This window comes from Streptomyces composti, assembly GCF_012034205.1.
Taxonomy (GTDB): domain Bacteria; phylum Actinomycetota; class Actinomycetes; order Streptomycetales; family Streptomycetaceae; genus Streptomyces; species Streptomyces composti.
In genome coordinates this window covers 70576-88128 of record NZ_JAATEM010000001.1, presented here as the reverse complement: position 1 = coordinate 88128, position 17553 = coordinate 70576, and the positions used below count along the sequence as shown (strand labels likewise).

Annotated in this window: 17 protein-coding genes; 13 read left to right on the top strand and 4 right to left on the bottom strand. The window is 72.2% G+C overall.

Annotated elements, in window-relative coordinates; translation table 11 throughout:
- The first annotated feature begins 50 nt into the window (after positions 1-50).
- Positions 51-1019, top strand: a complete 969-nt coding sequence (locus HCJ93_RS00415; RefSeq protein WP_167990019.1) for a hypothetical protein — start codon at positions 51-53, stop codon at positions 1017-1019.
- Between the two features lie 120 nt (positions 1020-1139).
- Here HCJ93_RS00415 and HCJ93_RS00410 read toward each other — a convergent pair whose 3' ends face one another.
- Complete coding sequence (locus HCJ93_RS00410) at positions 1140-2792, bottom strand: FAD-dependent oxidoreductase (RefSeq protein ID WP_167990018.1); 1653 nt, start codon at positions 2790-2792, stop codon at positions 1140-1142.
- Between the two features lie 271 nt (positions 2793-3063).
- Here HCJ93_RS00410 and HCJ93_RS00405 point away from each other — a divergent pair, with 271 nt between their 5' ends.
- The 7 genes from HCJ93_RS00405 (at position 3064) to HCJ93_RS00375 (ending at position 8372) form a co-directional block, all read left to right on the top strand.
- Complete coding sequence (locus tag HCJ93_RS00405; RefSeq protein ID WP_167990017.1) at positions 3064-4188, top strand: SchA/CurD-like domain-containing protein; 1125 nt, start codon at positions 3064-3066, stop codon at positions 4186-4188.
- A gap of 71 nt (positions 4189-4259) precedes the next feature.
- Positions 4260-4727 (top strand): cupin domain-containing protein, encoded by a 468-nt coding sequence (locus tag HCJ93_RS00400; RefSeq protein ID WP_167990016.1) that lies wholly within the window; start codon positions 4260-4262, stop codon positions 4725-4727.
- Positions 4724-5992 carry a beta-ketoacyl-[acyl-carrier-protein] synthase family protein gene (locus tag HCJ93_RS00395; RefSeq protein WP_167990015.1) on the top strand — a complete coding sequence of 423 codons (1269 nt, stop codon included), beginning with the start codon at positions 4724-4726 and terminating at the stop codon, positions 5990-5992. Before HCJ93_RS00400 ends, HCJ93_RS00395 begins: the two co-directional genes overlap by 4 nt.
- On the top strand, positions 5989-7236 hold the full coding sequence (locus HCJ93_RS00390; RefSeq protein ID WP_167990014.1) for a ketosynthase chain-length factor: 1248 nt from the start codon (positions 5989-5991) through the stop codon (positions 7234-7236). The genes HCJ93_RS00395 and HCJ93_RS00390 overlap by 4 nt, the downstream gene beginning before the upstream one ends.
- Positions 7237-7262: 26 nt before the next feature.
- Entirely contained in the window at positions 7263-7523 is a 261-nt protein-coding gene (locus tag HCJ93_RS00385) for an acyl carrier protein (RefSeq protein ID WP_167990013.1), read from the top strand.
- A 2-nt stretch (positions 7524-7525) separates the two neighbouring features.
- Positions 7526-8008 (top strand): SRPBCC family protein, encoded by a 483-nt coding sequence (locus HCJ93_RS00380; RefSeq protein ID WP_167990012.1) that lies wholly within the window; start codon positions 7526-7528, stop codon positions 8006-8008.
- A 28-nt stretch (positions 8009-8036) separates the two neighbouring features.
- The gene (locus HCJ93_RS00375) at positions 8037-8372 is read left to right on the top strand and encodes a TcmI family type II polyketide cyclase (protein WP_167990011.1); all 336 of its coding nucleotides are present in this window, start codon (positions 8037-8039) and stop codon (positions 8370-8372) included.
- 113 nt (positions 8373-8485) lie between these two features.
- Here the strand turns inward: HCJ93_RS00375 and HCJ93_RS00370 are convergent, their stop codons facing one another.
- Both HCJ93_RS00370 and HCJ93_RS00365 read right to left on the bottom strand, forming a co-directional pair.
- On the bottom strand, positions 8486-9514 hold the full coding sequence (locus HCJ93_RS00370) for a methyltransferase (protein WP_167990010.1): 1029 nt from the start codon (positions 9512-9514) through the stop codon (positions 8486-8488).
- Between the two features lie 54 nt (positions 9515-9568).
- The gene (locus HCJ93_RS00365; RefSeq protein ID WP_167990009.1) at positions 9569-10630 is read right to left on the bottom strand and encodes a right-handed parallel beta-helix repeat-containing protein; all 1062 of its coding nucleotides are present in this window, start codon (positions 10628-10630) and stop codon (positions 9569-9571) included.
- Between the two features lie 452 nt (positions 10631-11082).
- Between HCJ93_RS00365 and HCJ93_RS00360 the strand changes: the two genes are divergently transcribed.
- The 3 genes from HCJ93_RS00360 to HCJ93_RS00350 all read left to right on the top strand — a co-directional run bounded on the left by HCJ93_RS00360 (position 11083) and on the right by HCJ93_RS00350 (position 14405).
- Positions 11083-11997 (top strand): AurF N-oxygenase family protein, encoded by a 915-nt coding sequence (locus tag HCJ93_RS00360; protein WP_167990008.1) that lies wholly within the window; start codon positions 11083-11085, stop codon positions 11995-11997.
- A 103-nt stretch (positions 11998-12100) separates the two neighbouring features.
- Entirely contained in the window at positions 12101-13639 is a 1539-nt protein-coding gene (locus HCJ93_RS00355) for an FAD-dependent oxidoreductase (protein WP_167990007.1), read from the top strand.
- 190 nt (positions 13640-13829) lie between these two features.
- A complete protein-coding gene (locus HCJ93_RS00350) occupies positions 13830-14405 on the top strand; it encodes a DUF6328 family protein (protein WP_167990006.1) in 576 nt (191 codons plus the stop codon).
- A 90-nt stretch (positions 14406-14495) separates the two neighbouring features.
- Here HCJ93_RS00350 and HCJ93_RS00345 read toward each other — a convergent pair whose 3' ends face one another.
- Positions 14496-15296 (bottom strand): alpha/beta fold hydrolase, encoded by an 801-nt coding sequence (locus HCJ93_RS00345; RefSeq protein ID WP_167990005.1) that lies wholly within the window; start codon positions 15294-15296, stop codon positions 14496-14498.
- Between the two features lie 36 nt (positions 15297-15332).
- Between HCJ93_RS00345 and HCJ93_RS00340 the strand changes: the two genes are divergently transcribed.
- Together HCJ93_RS00340 and HCJ93_RS00335 are read left to right on the top strand one after the other, a co-directional pair.
- A complete protein-coding gene (locus HCJ93_RS00340; RefSeq protein ID WP_167990004.1) occupies positions 15333-15953 on the top strand; it encodes a TetR/AcrR family transcriptional regulator in 621 nt (206 codons plus the stop codon).
- Positions 15954-16115: 162 nt separating this feature from the next.
- Entirely contained in the window at positions 16116-17552 is a 1437-nt protein-coding gene (locus tag HCJ93_RS00335) for an MFS transporter (protein ID WP_240967379.1), read from the top strand.
- Position 17553: the final 1 nt, after the last annotated feature.

Below are 17553 nucleotides of genomic sequence, written 5' to 3'. Positions count from 1 at the left end.
GATCGTCCGCTATGGGTTGCCCGGTCCCGAAGGGTTCCTAGTCTGCGGGCATGCCCCTCTTCAGCAGTCGTACCGCCAAGCGTCCCCGTATCGTCCCCGGGCTCGACGACGCCGTCCTCGCGCGCGTCCTGCGGCAGTTGAGCAAACGGGGCGGCGACAGCCGGGCGGTGGACGTGGCCATCGTCTCCACCGTGCTGGAGCAGACCGGCGCCGACTGGGACCGGCGCGAACACCGGGTGTCCGTCCTGGCCGAGGTGACCGCCGACACGGCGATCTCCTCGGCCTGGGTGGACCAGGAGCCGGACGACGCCGACGCGCTGGTGTTCCACAGCAGGGTCGCCCTGGTGCGGGGACTGCGCGAGCGGCAGCTGCGGGACGTGCGGCAGGTGGTGCAGGACTGCCGCAGGGCGAGCGAACTGGACCCCGCGGATCCGCTGCCCTGGGTGACGCTGCTCGGCGTGGCGCGGCTCGAGCGGTACGCGCAGCGGGAGGTGAACGCCATCTGGCGGGAGGCCACTGCCCGCGACCGCTGGCACCGCGAGGCGTATCTGCAGATGCTCGCCTACCTCTCGCCGGAGGAGGGCGGATCCAGTGCGGCCGTCCTGGACTTCCTGGACGTGGTCCGCGAGTACATACCGGCCAACGCCCCGTGCGCCGCCGTCGAGCTGACGGCCGCGGTGCGGCAGTACCAGGGCCTGCTGGTCCAGGGCGGGGTACGGGCCATGACGGCCGGTCAGCTGTGGTCCGGCGGCCGGCCGGCCGCCGCACTCGAGCAGGCCGCCGCACTGTGGCCCAAGCCGGGCTTCTTCCAGCACGCGGGCGCGCCGGCCGACCTCAACATGCTGGCCTACGCGCTGTGCGCGGCGGGGCGGGCCGCGGACGCGCACCCGGTGTTCCAGGTGCTGCAGGGCACGGTCACCGCGTGGCCCTGGCAGGTGGAGGGGGACCCGGTCCAGGTGTTCGAGCAGTACCGGGACAAGGCGGAACGCGGACGGCTGGGCCGGATCGGCACGGCCTGACCCCCCCTGCCGGACACTGCCGGACCTCTTCCGGTGGCCCGGCGGGGCACTCCGCCCCATCACACCCGCGCGAACGAGCGGCACCACGTGTGCCGCTCGTTCGCGCGTGCCGGGACCGGGTCAGCCCCGCGCCAGGATCGCCTGCACCGCCTCGCGCAGGGTCCGCAGCGGATCGGGGGTGCGGTGCTCTGCCCGCCAGGCGACGAAGCCGTCGGGGCGGACCAGGACCGCGCCGTCCTCGCCGACCCCGTGGGCCCGCGCCCAGTCCTGGCCGCCCTCGGGCACCAGGTCCGCCTCGGCCCCGTGTCCGATGCGGTGGGAGTCCAGCGGCGCGTTCAGCTCCTTGGCCACCTGCTGGGCCGCGGTGTGCCAGGCGAAGCCCGCGTCCGCGGAGCTGAGCAGCACCGGGTGCCGCTCGTACAGGTCGAGGGTGGAGATCCGCTCGCCGGCCCGTCCCAGCCACAGGTGCGGGGCCCGGCTGCCCGGAGCCCCGTCGAGGACCAGCGCGTCGGGGACGACGGGGGACGCCGGGTCGGTGCCGAGCACCGCGCCGCGCGGATAGCGGTAGCCGAGGGCCACGTTGAGGATGCCGCCCCGCGCGCCGCGCCTGCCCGCGCCTTCGGCGGGGGTGTAGCCGGGGTGGCTGTGCTCGACGGAGCGGGTGGAGGCGCGGGCGCTGGTCGCCTCGGCGACCGGCCGGCGCTCGGTGTCGTAGGTGGCGAGCAGTCCGGGACCGGCCCAGCCGCCCAGCACGGCGGACAGCTTCCAGGCGAGGTTGTGCGCGTCCTGGATGCCGGTGTTGGAGCCGAACGCCCCGGTGGGCGACATCTCGTGGGCGGAGTCGCCGGCCAGGAAGACCCTGCCGTCGGCGTAGCGCTCGGCGACCCGTTCGGCGGCGTGCCAGGCTGCCCGGCCGGTGATGGTGACGTCCAGATCGGGCACCCCGACCGCCCGCCGGATGTGATCGGCGCACCGCTCGTCGGTGAACTCCTCCAGCAGCTCGCCGCGTTCGGGGTGCCAGGGCGCGTGGAACACCCAGTGCCGCCGGTTGTCCACCGGCAGCAGCGCCCCGTCGGCCTCCGGGTTGGTCAGGTAGCAGACGATGAACCGGCGGTCGCCGACGACGTCGGCCAGGTCCTGCGAGGTGAAGGTGACGCTGACGTTGTGGAAGAGGTCACCGGGGCCGGTCTGGCCGATGCCGAGCCGCTCCCGCACGGGGCTGCGAGGACCGTCGGCGGCGACCAGGTAGTCGGCGCGGATGGTGGTGTGCTCGCCGGTCTCCCGGCTCTTGACCAGCGCCGTCACCCCGTCGGCGTCCTGCTCGAAGGACATCATCTCGGTGGCGAACCTCAGGTCGCCGCCGAGTTCGCGGGCGCTCGCCAGGAGCACCGGCTCCAGGTCGTTCTGGCTGCACAGGCACCAGGTGGTGGGGCTGAACCGGGCGAGCCCGCCGCCGGGATCGATCTCCCGGAACAGCCACTCCCCCGCGTCGCCCACCAGGGCCGGCGTCTGCAGGATGCCGTGGTTGTCCGCCAGCACGCCGGCCGCCCGGCGGATGCGTCCCTCGACGCCGGCCGTCCGGAACACCTCCATGGTGCGCACGTTGTTGCCGCGCCCACGTGGGTGGATCGAGGTGCCCGCGTGCCGCTCCACCAGGATGTGCGGCACGCCGAGACGTCCCAGGAACAGGGACATGGACAGGCCCACCAGTGAGCCGCCGACGATGAGCACGGGCGTGCGGTGAGCGCCGCCGGCCTCTTCCACTCGGTTCATTGAAACGCCTCCAGCGTCGCGCGCGACCAGCTGTGGGAAGGGACGCACATTCCATGCCCGGTGCGGGCCGCTTCGTGTCGGGGCGGCACCCGGTTGGCACACGGTTCACCCACTCGCCCCGTGGCGCTCGCGCACCCCGCGGGGCCCGCCGACCATCGGTACATGGCGACCCCGGCCTTTCGGGCACCGCGGTCGTTCCTGACCTTCCGTGACGCACATCCGCAAAGGACTTGTGCACGGACTTCCATGAGAATGAGGAGAGGTGCGCCGGATGACCATGTCGGGACGCATATCCCAGTCGGCCTTCGACGGCTCGCGGCTGCGGGTGATCCTGCTGCTCGACCTCTACGAGGGGGCTCAGGAGGAGTTCCTCGAGGCATACGAGCACATGCGCAACAAGGTCGCGTCCGTCCCCGGTCACATCAGTGACCAGCTCTGCCAGTCGATCGAGAACCCCTCGCAGTGGCTGATCACCAGCGAGTGGGAGAGCGCCCCGCCGTTCCTCGCCTGGGTGAACAGCGAGGAGCACGTGGAGACCGTCCGGCCGATGCACAACTGCGTCCGGGACACCCGCTCGATGCGCTACAGCATCCTGCGCGAGACACGCCCCGACCAGCCCCTCACCCCCGAACGGGCGCGGGACGGCCTGCAGGCCGCGGTCCGGGTCGGCGACGGGGTGGCCCGCCACGCGCTCACCTTCACCGTCAAGCCCGGTTCCGAGTCCAAGGTCGCCGAACTGCTGGCCGGCTACCAGTCCCCCAGGGCGCAGGTCGACGAGACCACCCGGCTGCGCCGCACCTCCCTGTTCATGCACGGCAACCGGGTCGTGCGCGCCGTGGAGGTCGAGGGCGACCTGCTGGCGGCGCTGCGCCATGTGGCGCGCCAGCCGGAGGTGCGGGCGGTCGAGGAGGCCATCAACCCGTACCTCGAGCAGGACCGCGACCTCACCGACCCCGAATCCGCGCGGGTGTTCTTCACCCGTGCCGCGCTCCCGGCGGTGCACCACGTGGTGCAGGGCCGCCCGGAGCCCGCCGGACTGCGCCGGCACATGCTGTACTACCCGGCCGTCTCCGGCCACGGCATGGAACTGGCCCGGTTCCTCGCCCACCAGGACGAGGCCGCGGCCGAGGACCCGGACAGCCCGGTGTACGCCAGCACCGTCTTCCAGCGCGACGACATCGTGGTCCGCCTGGTGGACGTCACCCACGACCTGGACCTCGACATCCCGGCCGCTCTCGGCATCAAGGGCCCCGGCAGGGCCGCTGGGCTCCAGCGGCTGCTCGACGGCGCCGCCATCGGTGTCGAGGGCTCCCTCGACTCGGAGCGCACCCTCAACCGGCTCCTGTCGCACGCCGACATGATGCCCGTCACCGACCGCAGCTCGGCGGAGGCCTGACGGCCGACCGCGGTGGCGTCCGCGGCCTTCGCGGCGCCCGGACGTCACCGGCACACCCGGAGGTATCAACCATGTCCAAGCAGCAGCCACGCATCGTGGACCTGAGCGAGACGGAACCCAACCGACGGCGCGGAGGTGACCTCAGGACCCTGCTCACCCCGGCCACGGTGGGCTCCACCAGCGGCTTCATGGGTCTGGCGATCATCCAGCCCGGTGAGCGGATCGCCGAGCACTACCACCCGTACTCCGAAGAGTTCGTGTTCGTGGTGAACGGGCAGCTCGAGGTCGACCTGGACGGCGAGCCGTTCGCCCTCCGCGCCGACCAGGGTCTGATGATCCCCGTCGACATGCGGCACCGCTTCCGCAACGTCGGCGACACCGAGGCCCGGATGGTGTTCCACCTCGGTCCGCTGGCCCCGCATCCGAGCCTCGGCCACGTGGACACCGAGGAGAACGAGAGCGCCGAGGCGGGCCCGCAACTGACGGTCGGCGGGCCGGAGCACGGCCGGCCGTCCGAGCCGAGCGGGGCCATAAAATGACCCGCCGAGTGGCCGTCACCGGTGTCGGTGTGGTCGCTCCCGGCGGCATCGGGGCGACGGCCTTCTGGGACCTGCTCTCGGCCGGCCGCACCGCCACCCGCGGCATCACCCTGTTCGACCCGGCCGGACTGCGCTCGCGCATAGCCGCCGAGTGCGACTTCGACCCCTTCGAGCACGGCCTGGACGCCGAGCTGTGCCAGCACGCGGACCGGTACATCCAGTTCGCCGTGGTGGCGGCCCGCGAGGCGGTGCGCGACTCGGGGATCGACACCGCCGCCGAGGACCCCTGGCGCACCGCGGTGTCGCTGGGCAGCGCGGTCGGCGGCACCACCCGCCTCGAGCACGACTACGTCCTGGTCAGCGAGCACGGCCGGCGCTGGGACGTGGACCACGAGAAGGCGGACCCGAAGCTGCATCTGGCGTTCTCGCCGAGCACGCTCGCCTCGACGGTCGCCGAGCAGTTCGGCGCCAAGGGCCCGGTGCAGACGGTCTCCACCGGCTGCACCTCTGGTCTGGACGCGGTCGGCTACGCCTTCCACACCATCGCCGAGGGCCGGGCCGACGTGTGCATCGCGGGCGCCTCGGACTCGCCGATATCCCCGATCACCATGGCGTGCTTCGACGCCATCAAGGCGACGTCGCCGAACAACGACGACCCCGAGCACGCCTCCCGCCCCTTCGACGCCCACCGCGACGGTTTCGTGATGGGTGAGGGAGCGGCCGTGCTGGTCCTGGAGGAGTACGAGCACGCGCGGGCCCGAGGGGCCGAGATCTACTGCGAGCTCAGCGGCTACGCCACCTACGGCAACGCCTACCACATGACCGGGCTGACCAGCGAGGGGCTGGAGATGGCCCGGGCGATCGACACCACGCTCGAGCAGGCCGGGATCGACCCCACGCGGATCGACTACGTCAACGCGCACGGCTCGGGCACCCGGCAGAACGACCGGCACGAGACGGCCGCGGTGAAGCGGTCGCTGGGCGCGCACGCCTACGACACGCCCATGAGCTCCATCAAGTCGATGGTGGGGCACTCGCTGGGCGCGATCGGCGCGATCGAGGTGGTCGCGTGCGTCCTCGCCATGAAGCACCAGGTGGTGCCGCCGACGGCGAACTACGAGACCCCCGACCCGGAGTGCGACCTGGACTACGTGCCGCGCACCGCCCGCCCCCGGAAGCTCGAGCATGTGCTCTCCGTCGGCAGCGGCTTCGGCGGCTTCCAGTCCGCGGTGCTGCTCAGCGGGCCGGGCGGGAGGACACCATGAGCACTCAGCGCTCCGGGCGCGCCGCCATCACCGGGATCGGGGTGGTCGCGCCCAACGGACAGCGCACGGACGCGTACTGGAAGTCCGTGCGCGAAGGTCTCAGCGTGCTGGACCGCATCACCCGCGAGGGCTGCGGGCACATGCCGCTCCAGGTGGCGGGCGAGGTGCAGGGTTTTGACCCGTCGGCGCTCATCGAGGACCGGTTCCTGGTGCAGACCGACCGGTTCAGCCACTTCGCCATGGCCGCCGCCGCGCTCGCGCTGGACGACGCCGGCCTCGGCGGCGGCGCCCCGGCCGAGCCCTTCTCCGTCGGTGTGGTCACCGCCGCGGGCAGCGGCGGCGGCGAGTTCGGCCAGCGGGAGCTGCAGAAGCTGTGGGGCCAGGGATCGAAGTTCGTGGGCCCCTACCAGTCGATCGCCTGGTTCTACGCGGCGAGCACCGGCCAGATCTCCATCCGGGGCGGCTTCAAGGGGCCGTGCGGGGTGGTGGCCAGCGACGAGGCGGGCGGCCTGGACTCCCTCGCGCACGCGGCGCGCGCGGTGCGCCGCGGCACCGGCACCATGCTGGCCGGTGCGGCGGAGGCGCCCCTCGCCCCGTACTCGATGGTGTGCCAGCTCGGCTACCCCGAGCTGAGCACCGTCGCCGAACCGGACCGCGCCTACCGCCCGTTCACCTCCTCCGCCTGCGGTTTCGTGCCCGCGGAGGGCGGTGCGCTGCTGGTCGTCGAGGACGAGCGCAAGGCCGTCGAGCGCGGGGTGCCGGTGCGGGCCACGCTCGCCGGGCACGCCGCCACCTTCACCAGCGCCGCCCGCTGGGCCGACTCGCGTGAAGGGCTGGCCCGTGCGATCCGCGGGGCCCTCGACGAGGCGGGCTGCGCGCCGGAGGACATCGACGTGGTGTTCGCGGACGCGATGGGCGTGCCGGAGGCGGACCGCGCCGAGGCGCAGGCGATCGGCGACGCGCTCGGCGGGCACGGCCGGCGGGTGCCGGTCACCGCGCCGAAGACCGGCATCGGGCGCGCCTACTGCGCGGCGCCGGTGCTGGACACGGTGGCCGCGGTGCTCGCCATGGAACACGGTCAGGTGCCGCCCACGCCGAACGTGTTCGACGTCTGCCACGACCTCGATCTGGTGACGGAGCGCGCTCGCCCCGCCGAGCTGCGCACGGCCCTGGTCCTCAGCCGGGGACTGATGGGCTCCAACGCGGCGCTGGTCGTGCGCCGCGGTGGCGAATCCGCCCGGTAGGACCGGGCGGGGAAGGAGCAGATCCCATGATCACCACGGAAGTGACCTTCGACGAGCTGGCCGCTCTGATGAAGAAGGCGGCCGGCATCACCGTCGACCCGCAGGAGCTCAGGCAGTCGGCCGAGTCGCCGTTCGACTCCTTCGGTCTGGACTCGCTCGGCCTGCTCGGCATCGTCGGCGAGCTGGAGAACCGGTACGGCCGGTCCCTTCCCCCCGACTCGGAGCGCTGCAAGACGCCCCAGGAGTTCCTCGACCTCGTCAACAGCACCCTCAAGGCTGGAGCCTGAAAGTGGCCGGACACACCGAGAACAGCATCACCATCGACGCTCCCTTCGACCTGGTCTGGGAGATGACCAACGATCTGGAGAACTGGCCGAACCTGTTCAGCGAGTACGCCTCGGTCGAGGTGCTCTCGCGGGAGGGCGACACCACCACCTTCCGTCTCACCATGCACCCGGACGAGAACGGCAAGGTGTGGAGCTGGGTCTCCGAGCGCACCCCGGACCGCGCCGCGCGCCGGGTGAAGGCGCGCCGCGTGGAGACCGGTCCGTTCGCCCACATGGACATCCTGTGGGAGTACACGGAGCTGCCCGGCGGGGTCCGGATGAAGTGGACGCAGGACTTCGCGATGAAGCCGGACGCGCCGGTGGACGACGAGTGGATGACGGACAACATCAACCGCAACTCGCGCGTCCAGATGGCCCTGATCCGGGACCGCATCGAGCAGGCCGCCCGGGAGCGCGAGAGCGCCTCGGTCGCGTCCACCCGCTGACCGCGCGCCCAGGGAAGGGACACAGCGCATGCACCACGCCCTGATCGTCGCCCGGATGAAGCCCGGGTCGGCGCCGCAGATCGCCGACATCTTCGCCGACTCCGACCGCGGTGAGCTGCCTCACCTGGTCGGGGTGACGCGGCGCAGGCTCTTCCAGTTCGGGGACGACGTGTACCTGCACCTCATCGAGGCGGAGCGGGACCCGGGACCGGCCATCGCCAAGGTGGCGGGTCACCCGGAGTTCCGCGGCATCAGTGAACGGTTGGAGGCGTTCGTGAGCGCCTACGACCCCGCGACCTGGCGTTCCCCGAAGGACGCCATGGCCCAGTGCTTCTACCGCTGGGACCGCGACGCCTCCTCGTGAGGCGGGCGCATCTGGCACCGAGGCCGCCGGTTCCGCGTCGTGCGCGCGAGCCGGCGGCCTCGGTGTGCGTTCAGCGGGCCGGTGGCGGGGCGTCCGTCAGCCGGAGCCCGCCGTCACCCCGGGACAGTGCACTCGAAGGCGTGCAGATAGGCGTTGACGGGGGTGATCTCGCCGATGACCAGGCCGGCGTCGGTGAGCCGGTCGGTCATGGACTGCCGGGTGTGCTTGGCCCCGCCCACGTTGAGCAGGAGCAGCAGGTCCATCGCGGTGGTGAACCGCATCGACGGGGTGTCGTCGACGAGGTTCTCGATGACGATGACACGGGCGCCGGGGCGTGCCGCGGCGCGGACGTTGGCCAGGGCCCGGCGGGTGCTGTCGTCGTCCCACTCCAGCACGTTCTTGATGATGTAGACGTCGGCCGTGACCGGGATGGTCTCGCGGCAGTCCCCCGCGATGACCTGGACGCGGTCGGCGAGCGCGCCGCCCTCGCGCAGCCGCGGGTCGGCGTTCTCCACGACGCCCGGAAGGTCGAGCAGGGTGCCGTGCAGGCGGGGGTGCTTCTCCAGCAGGCTGGCCAGGACGTGGCCCTGGCCGCCGCCGATGTCCACCACCGAGGCCACGTCCCCGAGGTCGAGCAGCCGGGCGACGTCGCGCGCCGACTGCTCGCTGGAGGTGGTCATGGCCCGGTTGAACACATGCGCGGACTCCGGGGCCGCCTCGTTCAGGTACTGGAAGAACTCCCGGTCGTAGACGTCCTCGAAGACGTTGCGGCCGGTGCGCACCGCCTCGTCCAGCAGCGGCCAGACGTTCCAGGTCCACGGCTCGGTGCACCACAGAGCGATGTAGCGCAGGCTGTGCGGGTCGTCCTCGCGCAGCAGCCGGGACATCTCGGTGTGGGCGAAGGTCCCGTCGGGGCGTTCGGTGAAGACGCCCTGGCAGGTCAGCGCCCGCATCAGCCGGCGCAGGGTGTGCGGCTGGGACTTCACCGCCGCCGCCAGCTCGTCCACGGTCATGGGGGTGTCGTCCAGCGCGTCCGCCACGCCCAGGCGGACGGCCGCACGGACGGCGGCGGCGCAGGCCGCCCCGAAAACGAGCTCCCTCAGCCGCATGGGTGGCGGTGGAGCCTGATCAACGGTCGTCATCCGTTGCCTCGCTTCTGCAGTGCTGTCGGTGGGGGGTGTGGGGGTGAACGGGCGTCAGCACATGCCGGCGGGCTCGGAGAGCGTGCAGGTGTTGCGGCTGAACGTGTTGTTGCTGGCGGTGTCCCGGTTGGCCAGGTCGGCCGGGCTGTTGCCGGTCACCAGGTTGTCGCGGATGTCGTTGTTCTCGTTGGGGGTGCCGACGAGGCTCTTGAACAGCACGATGCCGCCGGACAGCGGGGAGGTGCCCTGGTTGTTCTCCACCCGGTTGTAGGTCACGCGGGTCTTCTCGGCGCCGGTGAGCACGATGCCGGAGCCCTGCAGGAAGGGCAGCCGCTCGGTGGCCGCGCAGTACTTGTTGTTCTCGTGGACGTGGTTGTGGCTGACGCTCATGTCGCCGGCCCGGGGCGAGCGCTCGTCGCCGACGACGAACACGGCGGCGCAGTTCCCGGTGACCTCGTTGTGCTCGACGCTGAGGTCGCGCAGCCGGCGCACGGTGACGCCGATGCGGTTGCCGGACAGGCGGTTGTGGCGCAGGACGGTGCCGTCGGTGTCGCGGGCGCCCTCCTCGGTGTCCACGGTGTTCGCGACGAACAGGCCGGCGTCGCCGTTGTCGCGGGCGGCGTTGTGGGTGACGACGCTGCGCACGGAGCGCTCCAGGGCGATGCCCCAGGTGCCGTTCTTCTCGGCGAGGACGCCGCGGACCTTCAGCCGGTCCGTGCCGGTGGCCCACAGGCCGTGCTTGGCGTAGCCGCGCAGCGCCAGGGACTGCACCGAGACGTCCTTGAGGGGTTTGTCGTCGGTGCCGAGGACGCAGATGCCGCTGCCCGCCTTGGCGCAGGCGTCCTTCTCCTTGCTGTCCGGCACCAGCACGGTGCGGGCGGCGCCGGAGCCGCGCAGGGTCAGGTCCGGCACGGTGACCCGGACGTGCTCCTTGTAGACGCCGGGCGCGATGAGGACGGTGTCGCCGGGCTCGGCGGCGTTCACGGCCTTCTGGATGGACTCGCCCGGCTGGACGCGGTGCACGGTGCTGTGGTCGGCGGCCGACGGGGTGGCGCCCAGTCCCGCGGCGACCACGGCCGCGGCGCAGGCGAGAAATGTGAGCTTTCGTCTGGTCATGTGCCGAAGCTATGAGCGGGTTTTCCGGCCCGCCACCGCTGATCACCCGCGCGGCAGCGCCCGGTAGGCCGTCCGGCGGGAAAATGCGACGGGCCGTCAGACATGCTGGACGACGGCCCGTCAGAAGGCTAGTGGCGGCACGCTGGTTGCGGTTCGCCTTCACCCGAGTCCGACCGCGGGATCGCCGGGGCCGGGTCCTCCGCTCCGGGACGCGTGAGCACAGCGGACCTGCGCCTGCGGGGCGGCGGCACGGAGCACACCCGCCGTCCCGCCCGGCCCCCGCACCCCGCCAAGGCCGGGAAGGACCGGTCCCGCTGTTACCAGGGGGTAGGCAGGCGGGCCCTCTTGCTATACAGTCCGTCAACAAGTCTCCTGCTGTTACCGCGGGTAAGTCCCGGGTGGACGCAGCGAGGCCGAGTGCATCGCACGGACTGACCGAGGAGCCCCGCATCATGGCACTGAGCATCTCGCGGCCGGACCCCACGCCCCAGCCCGCCGAAGAGGACATCGCCCGCCGGCTGCTCGACTCCTCCGCGCAGCTCTCCTACGACCCGCTCACCGAGGTCGACTGGGAGACCCCGCTGGACACCGGGTACCACGGCGCGAGCCCCGAGTGGAGCACCCTGTACGGGACGGCGTACTGGAACGAGATGACCGAGGAGCAGCGCAGGGCGCTGACCCGCCAGGAGGCCGCGTCCGTCGCCTGCACCGGCATCTGGTTCGAGATGATCCTGCAGCAGATGGTGCTGCGCGACATCTACGCCAAGGACCCCACCGACGACACCTTCCAGTGGGCGCTCACCGAGATCGCCGACGAGTGCCGGCACTCGATCATGTTCGCCCGCGGCGCCAAGAAGCTCGGCGCCCCCGCCTATCGCCCGCCCCGGGCGGCGCTCGAACTCGGCAGGCTGTTCAAGACCGTCGCCTTCGGCGAGGCCGCCTACGCGGCGATCCTGGTCGCCGAGGAGGTCCTCGACGTCATGCAGCGTGACTGGATGCGCGACGAGCGGGTCGCGCCGTTCGTGCGCACCATCAACAACATCCATGTCGTCGAGGAGTCGCGGCACATGAAGTTCGCCCGCGAGGAGACGCGCCAGCACCTCGCACGCGCCGGGCGGCTGCGCCGCCGCGCCCATGCCGTGGTCATCGCCATCGCGGCGTACGTGATCGTCACCAGCATGGTCAACCGCAAGGTGTACGCCAACGCCGGCCTGGACGAGGAGCGCGCGGTGCGGGAGGCGCGGGCCAACGAGCACCACAAGGCCATGCTGCGCTCCAGCTGCGCCGGCCTGATGGAGTTCCTCGGCTCGGTGGGGCTGCTGACCAAGCCGGCGCTGTACTGGTACAAGCGCGCCAATCTCATCTGACCCGACCTCATCCGAGACACCACCGTGTGGCTCCCGCGCGGGCAGGTGCTCACACCTGCTCTCCCGCGCTCCTGCGAGCCTCAGCCGAGCGGACGACTGAACCATGGCCTTCGCGATCACCCAGACCTGCTGCAACGACGCCACCTGCGTGTCCGTCTGCCCGGTCAACTGCATCCACCCCACTCCCGACGAACCGGCCTTCGGCAGCACCGAGATGCTGTACATCGACCCGAAGGCCTGCATCGACTGCGGCGCCTGCGCCGACGCCTGCCCGGTGGACGCGATCTTCCCGGCCGACCGGCTGACGGCCGGTCAGCAGGAGTACGCGGAGATCAACGCCGCCTACTACGCACGGGACGGGGCCGACCAGGCCCCGGCACCGCCCGACGAGGCCGAAACCGGCCCCCTCTTCCACCCCTGGGGCAGGCCGGTCTTCGACCGCGTGCTGCCGTCCGGCTTCGGGCCGCTGCGGGTCGCCGTGGTCGGCACCGGGCCGGCCGGGATGTACGCGGCCAAGGACCTGCTGCTGCACACACCCGCCGAGGTCACCCTCATCGACCGGCTGCCGGTCGCGGGCGGTCTGGTCCGCTTCGGCGTCGCGCCCGACCACCCGTCCACCCGGAAGGTGAGCGAGACCTTCGCCCAGGTTCACGCCCACCCCCGGGTGCGCACCCACCTCGGCCTCGAGGTCGGCACGCACATCACGGCGGAGGAACTGGCCGCCCACCACGACGCGGTGATCTACGCGGTGGGCGCGGCCACCGACCGCCGGCTGGGCATCCCGGGCGAGGACACGCCCGGCACCCTGTCCGCCACCACCTTCGTCGCCTGGTACAACGGGCACCCGGACGTCGCGCCCGACGCCGTGGACCTCTCGTCCGAGCGGGTCGTCGTGGTCGGCAACGGCAATGTCGCGCTCGACGTGGCCCGCATCCTGGTCTCCCCTCCGCAGACCCTGGCCGGCACCGAGATCGCCCGGCACGCGCTGGAGGAGCTGCGCCGCAGCAAGGTCCGCGAGGTGGTGCTGCTGGCCCGCCGGGGCCCCGAGCACGCCGCGTACACCCGTCCTGAGCTGCGCGCCCTGAAGCACCTCTCCGGCGTGGACCTGCTGATCGACGACCACGACCCGAGGATCGCCCCGGCCGTCGACCGGGCCGGGCCGGCGGACAAGGCGGCCGTGCTGCAGGGCGTGGCCCGCGAGCCGGTCGACTGGTCCGCGCCCCCCGCCGGATCGGGCGCCCGCCGCCGCATCGTCCTCCGCTTCCACTCCGCCCCGCTGGAGATCCGCGGCGACCGCGCCACCCGCGCGGTGCGGGTGACGGGCGGGAGCGGTGAGACCGAGCTCCCGGCCGGGACGGTGCTGCGGGCGATCGGCTACCGGGGAGTGCCGCAGGCAGGGCTGCCGTTCGACGAGGCCACCGGGACCGTGCCGCACGAGCGCGGCAGGGTGGCGGGGATGCCCGGCACGTATGTCGTGGGCTGGATCAAGCGGGGCCCCTCGGGCGGCATCGGCGCCAACCGGGCCTGCGCGGCGGAGACCGTCGGCACCCTTCTCGCCGACGCGATCGCGGGCGCCCTGCCCGCCCCGGCCGGCAGCGCCCGGGCCTTCCACCGCCTGGCCCGCCGGCGCCGGCGCCGCTGATCCGCTGATCCACCGCTCCGCTGGTTCACGACCCGGAAGAACCCGGGGGAGAACCCGGTACCCCTCCCCACCCCCGGCGTTCCCGCACCCCCGGATCGCACGCGAACTGAACGTGCACTCCGTCGTGAACTGCATGAAGCGCACCGTCCGGGGCATTCGGAACCTCCTGTGAACCGCCGGGAGGACGCCCATGACGATGACGGACCAGCGGGTCGGCGTGACGCACGAGAGCGCCCGCGAGAACGGTGCGGGCTGTGCGTGCGACACCGGCCGGCCAGGAGCCGGGGCCGACGAACCGGAGACGCCGCGCGAGCGGGTCAACCGGCGGTGGAACGAGGTGCTGCAGGAGACCCGGGTCACCCAGACCGGCGTGCAGATCCTCTTCGGCTTCCTGCTCAGCGTGGCCTTCACCCCGGTGTTCGGCGAGCTGGGCACGGCGGACCGCACCATCTACGTCGCCACCGTGGTGCTGGGCGCGTCCGCCACCGGTGCCCTGATCGCGCCCGTCTCCCTCCACCGCTTCCTGACCGGGCAGCGCATGAAGGACGAGCTGGTGGAGGCCGCCTGCCGCCTGATGCGCTGCGGCATGGTCCTGCTCGCCCTCACCATCGGCTGCACCCTGCTGCTGATCCTGCGCTTCGTCATACCCGGCGTGCTGGCCGAGGCCCTGGCCGGAGGCGTGATGCTCTGGTTCGGCCTGTGCTGGTACATCCTCCCCTTCCGCCTCCGCCGCCGCGCCGCCCGCCGCGCCGCCGACGCCGGCTGACCGGCAGACCGGCGACCGCCGCCCGGCCGCGCCGACGCGCGTGGGGGGCGGGAGGCGTGCGGGGAGCGGGCGCGCGGGGAGCAGGCCCCCTCACCGGAAGCCGGCGAGGTCGTCGAGGAGCCGGCTGAGGCGCTCCGGCGCTCGTATGTGCCCCAGGTGCCCCTCCCCGGCGAACTCGTGGACCGATGCCTGAGGGACGCGCTGCCGGACGTCCTCGAACGACGTCCCGTAGGGGTCGGTTCCCCGATTGCACTGACCGATGATCAGGTCGACCCGGTCCGCCTGACGCGCCATCGCATCCGGGGACGGTGCCGCGTTCAGCGCGAGGAGCTCCGCATGCAGCGGTTCGCTCAGGCGCCGCAGGGTCTCCCAGCCACGTCCGTCGGCCCGGAGCTTCTCGACATGCGCCGCGGAGAAGCCGGAGATCTCCCGGTTGACGATCTCGACACCGCGGTCCCGGTCGGACGTCTCATGCGCGGCTCTCAGGGAGGGCAGCGCATGGCGGGCGAAGGGCCGCATCACGGGCTCGTAGGCGATCACCTGGCGCACCGGTCGCTCATCGGCGGACAGCAACGCGATCAGGCCGCCGTAGCTCCAGCCGAACAGGGCCTGCGCGGTGCCCACCTCGTCGAGGACCACGCCGAGGTCCCTGACCTCGGTTCGCAGCGAGTACGCGCTGGTCAAGGGCCCCGAGGGGGAACGGCCACGACGGTTCACCACCGCCACCGAGGGCCAGGCCCGGAGGGCGCCCGCGACATGACGCCACGCGTGCGCGTCACTCATCACGCCGGGCACCACGACCAGGCCGGGAGCGTCCGGCTCCCCGTACACGTCGACGGTGATCCAGCTGCCCCCGGAGACCGCCACCTTTTTCTGGATCGTTCGCTCCATAAAATCATTATGGAGCGCCCGCTCTACAATGCAAGCGTGACCGAACGCAGACGCGGACGCCCGCCGGCCTTCGACCGCGATCGCGCGGTCCTCGAGGCCGCACGCCTCTTCTGGCAACGGGGCTACTCGGGGACCTCGACCCGCGCCCTCACCTCGGCCCTCGGGCTCTCCACCTCCAGCCTGTACGCCGCCTTCGGCAGCAAGGCCGGACTGTTCGAGGAGGCGGTGCGCACCTACGCCGAGCGCTACCGGGAGATCTACGAGCGGGCCGCGGCCGAGAGGGACCTCGAGGCCGTGATCGAACGGATCCTCGTCGACTCGGTCCACGAGTTCACCCAGCCCGAGGAGACGCATCCCGGCTGCCTCATCGGCAGCGCCGTCATGACCGACAGCACGAGCACCCTCGACACCACCGCCTATGTCGCCGAGTTGCACCGCTCCAACGAGCAGACGCTGCGGCGGCGCATCGAACGAGCGATCCGGGAGGGCGAGCCGGCCGGCGGAACGAGTGCGGATGCGTTGACCGGGTTCGTCCAGACTCTCTGGCACGGTCTGTCCGTACGCTCCAGCATGGGTGCGACACGCGAGCACCTGCTCGAGACAGCACGGCTGGCCCAGGAGCTGATCCGCCGCCGGCTCGGGTCATCCGGATCCTGACGGGCGGCGGGCAACCGGACTCCACCGCACCGCATGGTGCCCGCACGCATCCCCTGGGCCGGAACTATGGTGGCCCACCACATGTGCGCCCGACCTGGCGCTTCCTACCGTGTGCCGACACGTACGCACCCCGTCCCCACCGCACACGAGGAAGTGGCGCACATGGCCTCCGCACCATCCGCTCCCCCGACGCCGTCGAGTCTGAAGCGCATCGTCGCCGCGTCCCTCATCGGCACCACCATCGAGTGGTACGACTTCTTTCTGTACGGCTCGGCGGCCGCGCTGGTCTTCAACAAGCTGTTCTTCCCCGAGTCCGACCCGCTCGTCGGCACGCTGCTGTCGTTCCTGACGTACGCGGTCGGGTTCGCGGCACGGCCGATCGGCGCACTGGTCTTCGGGCACTTCGGGGACCGGCTGGGCCGCAAGAGGCTGCTGGTGCTGAGCCTGCTGATGATGGGCGGGGCCACCTTCGCGATCGGTCTGCTGCCGACCCACGCGACCATCGGCAGCGCCGCGCCCCTGCTGCTCACCGCGCTGCGGCTGGTGCAGGGCTTCGCGCTGGGAGGTGAGTGGGGCGGCGCCGTGCTGCTGGTGTCCGAGCACGGGGACGCCGAGCGGCGCGGCTTCTGGGCGTCCTGGCCGCAGACGGGCGCTCCGGCAGGGCAGTTGCTGGCGACCGGCGTGCTCGCGTTCCTCACCGCGGTGCTCTCGGACGCGGCGTTCGGCAGCTGGGGCTGGCGGATCCCGTTCCTGCTCTCCGGTGTGCTGGTGATCGTCGGTCTGTGGATCCGGCTGTCGGTCGACGAGTCGCCGGTGTTCCGGCAGGCGCTGGAGCGGGCCGAGGCGCGCAAGGCGGAGGCCGCCGCCGTCACCGAGCGGATGCCGCTGGTCGCGGTCGTCAGGCACCACTGGCGCGATGTGCTGGTCGCGATGGGCGCCCGCATGGCGGAGAACATCAGCTACTACGTGATCACCGCGTTCATCCTGGTGTACGCCACCGTCTCGGCCGGTGTCTCGAAGCAGACCGCCTTGAACGCGGTGCTGATCGCCTCCGCGGTCCACTTCGCGGTGATCCCGGCCTGGGGCGCGCTGTCGGACCGGATCGGCCGGCGGCCGGTGTATCTGATCGGTGCGGCGGGTGTGGCGTTGTGGATGTTCCCGTTCTTCGCGCTGATCGACACCGGGGGCTTCGGGGCGCTGCTGCTCGCGGTGACCGTGGGTCTGGTGCTGCACGGCGCGATGTACGCACCGCAGGCGGCGTTCTTCTCCGAGATGTTCGCGACCCGGATGCGCTACTCGGGTGCCTCCATCGGCGCCCAGTTCGCCTCGGTGGCGGCGGGCGCGCCCGCACCGCTGATCGCCACCGCGCTGCTGGACGCCTACGGCACCTCCGTGCCGATCGCCCTGTACGTCATCGCGGCGAGCCTGCTGACCGTGGTGGCCCTGGCGGCGGCGAAGGAGACCCGCCACCGGGACCTGGCGGACATCGCCCCGTCCGGCGGGACCACCGGGCCGGCCGGGCCCCGCAAGGACCGGAGTGACCAGAAGGACCGGAGGGACCAAGAGAACCGGACGACGGAGGACGCGCCGACCATCTGAC

What these genes read in the sequence shown, in the direction of transcription:
- HCJ93_RS00390 (WP_167990014.1), top strand. Translation starts at nt 5,989, where the DNA reads ATGAGCACTCAGCGCTCCGGGCGCGCCGCCATCACCGGGATCGGGGTG.
- HCJ93_RS00410 (WP_167990018.1), bottom strand. Translation starts at nt 2,792, where the DNA reads ATGAACCGAGTGGAAGAGGCCGGCGGCGCTCACCGCACGCCCGTGCTC.
- HCJ93_RS00405 (WP_167990017.1), top strand. Translation starts at nt 3,064, where the DNA reads ATGACCATGTCGGGACGCATATCCCAGTCGGCCTTCGACGGCTCGCGG.
- HCJ93_RS00370 (WP_167990010.1), bottom strand. Translation starts at nt 9,514, where the DNA reads ATGACGACCGTTGATCAGGCTCCACCGCCACCCATGCGGCTGAGGGAG.
- HCJ93_RS00360 (WP_167990008.1), top strand. Translation starts at nt 11,083, where the DNA reads ATGGCACTGAGCATCTCGCGGCCGGACCCCACGCCCCAGCCCGCCGAA.
- HCJ93_RS00355 (WP_167990007.1), top strand. Translation starts at nt 12,101, where the DNA reads ATGGCCTTCGCGATCACCCAGACCTGCTGCAACGACGCCACCTGCGTG.
- HCJ93_RS00395 (WP_167990015.1), top strand. Translation starts at nt 4,724, where the DNA reads ATGACCCGCCGAGTGGCCGTCACCGGTGTCGGTGTGGTCGCTCCCGGC.
- HCJ93_RS00375 (WP_167990011.1), top strand. Translation starts at nt 8,037, where the DNA reads ATGCACCACGCCCTGATCGTCGCCCGGATGAAGCCCGGGTCGGCGCCG.
- HCJ93_RS00415 (WP_167990019.1), top strand. Translation starts at nt 51, where the DNA reads ATGCCCCTCTTCAGCAGTCGTACCGCCAAGCGTCCCCGTATCGTCCCC.
- HCJ93_RS00365 (WP_167990009.1), bottom strand. Translation starts at nt 10,630, where the DNA reads ATGACCAGACGAAAGCTCACATTTCTCGCCTGCGCCGCGGCCGTGGTC.
- HCJ93_RS00350 (WP_167990006.1), top strand. Translation starts at nt 13,830, where the DNA reads ATGACGATGACGGACCAGCGGGTCGGCGTGACGCACGAGAGCGCCCGC.
- HCJ93_RS00335 (WP_240967379.1), top strand. Translation starts at nt 16,116, where the DNA reads ATGGCCTCCGCACCATCCGCTCCCCCGACGCCGTCGAGTCTGAAGCGC.
- HCJ93_RS00400 (WP_167990016.1), top strand. Translation starts at nt 4,260, where the DNA reads ATGTCCAAGCAGCAGCCACGCATCGTGGACCTGAGCGAGACGGAACCC.
- HCJ93_RS00345 (WP_167990005.1), bottom strand. Translation starts at nt 15,296, where the DNA reads ATGGAGCGAACGATCCAGAAAAAGGTGGCGGTCTCCGGGGGCAGCTGG.
- HCJ93_RS00385 (WP_167990013.1), top strand. Translation starts at nt 7,263, where the DNA reads ATGATCACCACGGAAGTGACCTTCGACGAGCTGGCCGCTCTGATGAAG.